Origin of the sequence: Hominilimicola sp. (assembly GCF_046972485.1) — a bacterium.
GTDB lineage: Bacteria > Bacillota > Clostridia > UBA1381 > UBA1381 > Hominilimicola > Hominilimicola fabiformis.
Genome location: NZ_JBKVWU010000115.1, coordinates 2,682 through 7,022, shown reverse-complemented (window position 1 = coordinate 7,022; position 4,341 = coordinate 2,682). Strand labels below are relative to the sequence as shown.

The following is a 4,341-nucleotide window of genomic DNA, read 5'->3' as shown; positions in this document are numbered from 1 at the left end:
AAAACCGACCTCCCAATAGTTAGATTTTTGGTCTAACTTTTGGGGGTCGGTTCACATTTTACCACAGGAGGCTCTTTTTTATTGTCAGTTTTTTGAAATTATGTTCACTTGGGCTTGACACCTTTTTAACTATTTTAGATTAACTGTTACGGCACTGTCAAAATCAAGAGTGTAGTAATCTGTTTTAACAACACCGAGTTTTGTAAATTGCTGTTTTAGAGCGTCTGCTTTTGAACTTTCGGGTATCGGTAATAGTTTACCGTTATCGTCATATGCTTCAAATACATATCTTGCAGTATAGCTGTTAGTTTCGTAATTTACATCGGTGTATAACGTTGAGCTGAATTTATCGCCCGGTTTGGCATTTTCACCGTTGTCATTTTGAAGAACAAACGCAGGATCATATGGAACAAAACCGTCTTTGTAATAATCAATGTCAATTTCACCGTCTGTAATTCTGATACCGGTTACAATCACTTTGCCATAGTCGTTAATTTTGTATTCAATAGGATATGTTCCGACACTGTTAAATATTGTATCGCAATCTTCTGTATTGTATGAGTATTTAACAGGTACGAATTTTAACTGTTTTGTATCCTTGTTTGCTTTAAGAAATTCAAGTGAATTTCGTGAACTTCCGTCACCATTTACACTTAAATCAGAGTTTAAAATATCAAGGCAAGTATCGTTTTCGTCATACAAAGCAAAACTGTCAATATTTGCGATGACATTATCAGGATCACCTGTTGATGGGGTTGAAATCACAAGCTGATTGCCGAATGGTGAAAATACGGCTTTTTCAACAGTAGCGTCGGAATTAGGCAATTTTAAATTTATGTCTTTTGTTATACTACTAATCTTGACTTTTGATTTGTCAATATCGGTTGAAATGTACCATACTGCGTTTTTATCGTTATCGGTTATACCGTCATATTGGCCGTTAAACAATTTGGTAAATGCGACAGGGTAATTTTCTTCGGAAGTATCTGCTTTTGATATAAATGCAAACAATTCAAGATTGAATTTATTCGGAATATTATATCCTGACACATTGTATTTTTTCGCACATTTATATGTATGTTGGTCGACAAAATATCCGTTTTCGTGATTGTTGTTGCTTACGCCTGTAAGCTTGCCATTTATAACACATTGAATATCTGCCGAAACATTTAAACTGTTGCTCCAAATAGGTGCGTTATTGTCAGAGTTATTGTAAAAAGGCTCATTTTCAGAAGTAACTGTATAAAATACATGAACAAAGTTATCATCAGCGGCTACGTTGTCGAGAGTAAGTGTGTAACCATCCTTTGATATGCTTTTTCCGATTGAGTCGTTAAAATTTGCAAGCTGTTCAAGGCTTGTCATTTCGACAGCATTGTCATTTTGAAAATATGATATAATTTCGCCGATTTTACCGCTGATTGAATCAGCCGCAAATGCGGTTGTAACCGCAAGTGCGCATATAACGGCGGCGATTGATGTTATTTTTAAATATTTTCTTTTCATATAAATCTTCCTTTCTTCAGGAGAAACATTGATTTTGTTGTTTACATTTTTCAGAATAATATCCGTACTCGGCATATTATGAGTATCTGAAATATCTAATTCTTTTTGTAATTTAGCTAAACGTTTATTCATCATTAGCCCTCCTTTTTATAATAGTGTTTTTTAATTTTTGTTTACCGCGATACAGTTTTGTTTTGACTGTCGACAGGGAAATATTCATTGCTTTTGAAATTGTTTTGATTTTTTCGTTGTAGTAATAATACCTGAAAAATATTTCACTGTCAGGCTCGCCGAGTGATGTAATCAGTTCGGTTAAAAGTTGACTGTTTTCTGCTTTTATTATATTGTCTTGAGGTGTTAAATCGCTTGATATAATTTGCTCATTCAGAACTTCATTTGAATGATATTTGCGAAGTTTATTCTTTGATGTGTTTCTGGCGATAGTTGCTAAATATGAACGCATATTGCCTTTGGTTTCATCAATGTTTAAAGAGCTTTGCCATAAAAGAAAAAATGTATCGGAAACGATTTCTTCCATATCTTCTTTTGACAATTTACAGCCGACTGTATTATAAACAATCACGCTTACATACGGCGTGTATATTTTTATAATGTCGTCTAAGCTGTTACGATTTCGCTTTTTTAGATTATGTAAAAGTTTTTGTTCATCAATCAAATTATAAGCCTCCTCTCGTTGTAAAAAATAGCACTATTTTTTGATGTGTACGCTATTATATACACAGAAAATATATAAAAAGTTTCAATATTATAAAAATTTATTTTACTGTATCATATTATGCAGGTGAAAAACAAGCAAAACATATGGCAAAATGCAAAGTAACGTGATATAATTAAATAAAAAAATAGGAGAATTAATATGGACAAACAAGAAATTTTCCCTGACGGAACTGTTATAGATAAGTGGTTTTACGATATAAATATACCCGAATTAAGTGATTTGGGTAAGCAATATGTATTAACCGATAACAATGTCCTTGATGACGGCAAGATACATACGAAAGAAATACAGAATTTGATTGACAGAGCATATGAAAACGGCGGCGGAGTGATTGTAGTTCCGAAAGGAACATATCTTACGGGTGCGTTGTTTTTCAAACAAGGAGTAAATCTTTATATTGAGGACGGCGGAGTGTTAAAGGGCAGTGATGATATTTACGATTATCCGATAATGCAAACTCGTATGGAGGGTGAAACGTGTCCGTATTTTTCTGCGTTGATTAATGCAGATAATGTTGACGGTTTTAAAATGTGCGGAAAAGGTACAATAGACGGAAATGGTTTGAAATCGTGGAGATCGTTTTGGCTGAGACGTGAATGGAATCCCAACTGTACCAACAAGGACGAGCAGCGTCCAAGACTTGTTTACATATCAAACAGCAGTAATGTCACAATAGCCGATTTGCACTTGCAAAATTCGCACTATTGGACTACTCATATATACAAATGTCATCACGTCAAGTATATAAACTGCAATATATTTTCACCGGCAAAGCCGATTAAAGCACCGAGTACAGACGCTGTTGATATAGACGTGTGTACAGATGTTTTGGTTAAAAATTGTTATCTTGAAGTTAATGATGATTCGGTGGTGCTGAAAGGCGGAAAAGGTCCTTGGGCGGATAAATTATCCGAAAACGGCTCTAACGAACGTATTTTAATTGAAGATTGTACATACGGTTTCTGTCACGGTTGCCTAACTTGCGGTTCGGAATCTGTACATAATAAAAATATAATTTTAAGAAGAATAAATATTAAAGAGGGTAAAAATTTGTTGTGGCTGAAAATGCGTCCCGATACACCTCAGCATTATGAATATATCAGTGTTGAAGATATAAAAGGTAAAATTGACAGCTTTATCAACATAAACCCTTGGACGCAGTTTTACGATTTGAAAGACAGTGAAGATGTGCCGCTTTCTTATGCGGATAATGTTGTAATGAAAAATTGCGAATGTGAGTGTAATACGTTTTTCGATGTCAAGACAGATGAAAGTCAATATATATTGTCAGATTTTACTTTTGAAAATTTAAAGATTAACGCAAAAGTAAACGGATTTAACGAAAATGCAATACAAAATGTGAAAATTAAAAATATAGATATTCAAAAACTTCCGTAACGTTGTGTTATAGAAGTTTTTCTGTTGTATCAGAAATAATTTTGTGGTATAATAAATCCCGATGTGTAAATCAAAGGCAAAAACAATGGATGGATACACAACGGATAAAGAAAATTTACATATATTCAGAGGAGAATTGGCACTTGCGTTGGCGGTTATAATCAACAGTTTCGGCGTTGTACTTATGTTATATTCAGGTGCGGGAATTTCGGCTATATCGAGTGTTCCGTATGCGTTTTCGGAGGTTATTCCGAAAGTATCGCTCGGAACGTGGACATATATTTTTCAAGGATTGCTTGTTTTGAGTTTAATGATACTTAGGAAAAAGTTTGTTCCGCAATATTTGTTCAGCTTTGTGTTGGGCTTTATATTCAGTGAATTGCTTGATGTACATAAAATGTGGATAGACATTTTACCGACCGATTTGGGTTGGTGCGTGTTATACTTTGTCGTAAGTTATTTCTTGCTTTGCATAGGCATAGCATTATCAAACAGATGTAAATTACCGATAATACCGACAGACCTTTTCCCGAGAGAGTTATCGGAGATTATAAACGTTTCATATTCAAAAGTCAAAATAATTTTTGACGTAACGTGTTTGGCAGTAACTGCCGGTATGACGTTTATATTTCTCGGACGTCTTGACGGATTAGGAATAGGAACTGTCCTTGCGGCGTTTACTATGGGTAAAACGGTCG

Annotated in this window: 4 protein-coding genes; 2 read left to right on the top strand and 2 right to left on the bottom strand. The window is 34.5% G+C overall.

The genetic code is table 11. From position 1 onward, the window contains the following. Positions 1 to 129: 129 nt before the first annotated feature. Positions 130 to 1,638, bottom strand: a complete 1,509-nt coding sequence (locus ACLTU0_RS09820) for a DUF4179 domain-containing protein (RefSeq protein WP_412322264.1) — start codon at positions 1,636 to 1,638, stop codon at positions 130 to 132. Then, complete coding sequence (locus tag ACLTU0_RS09815) at positions 1,631 to 2,182, bottom strand: RNA polymerase sigma factor (RefSeq protein ID WP_412273609.1); 552 nt, start codon at positions 2,180 to 2,182, stop codon at positions 1,631 to 1,633. The genes ACLTU0_RS09820 and ACLTU0_RS09815 overlap by 8 nt, the downstream gene beginning before the upstream one ends. Before the next feature lie 201 nt (positions 2,183 to 2,383). On the opposite strand from ACLTU0_RS09815, the gene ACLTU0_RS09810 reads away from it, so the two are divergent. Further along, entirely contained in the window at positions 2,384 to 3,643 is a 1,260-nt protein-coding gene (locus ACLTU0_RS09810) for a glycoside hydrolase family 28 protein (protein ID WP_412322263.1), read from the top strand. An 85-nt stretch (positions 3,644 to 3,728) separates the two neighbouring features. After that, positions 3,729 to 4,341 (top strand): DUF6198 family protein (locus ACLTU0_RS09805; protein ID WP_412322262.1); only part of this gene is annotated, 613 nt, incomplete at its 3' end.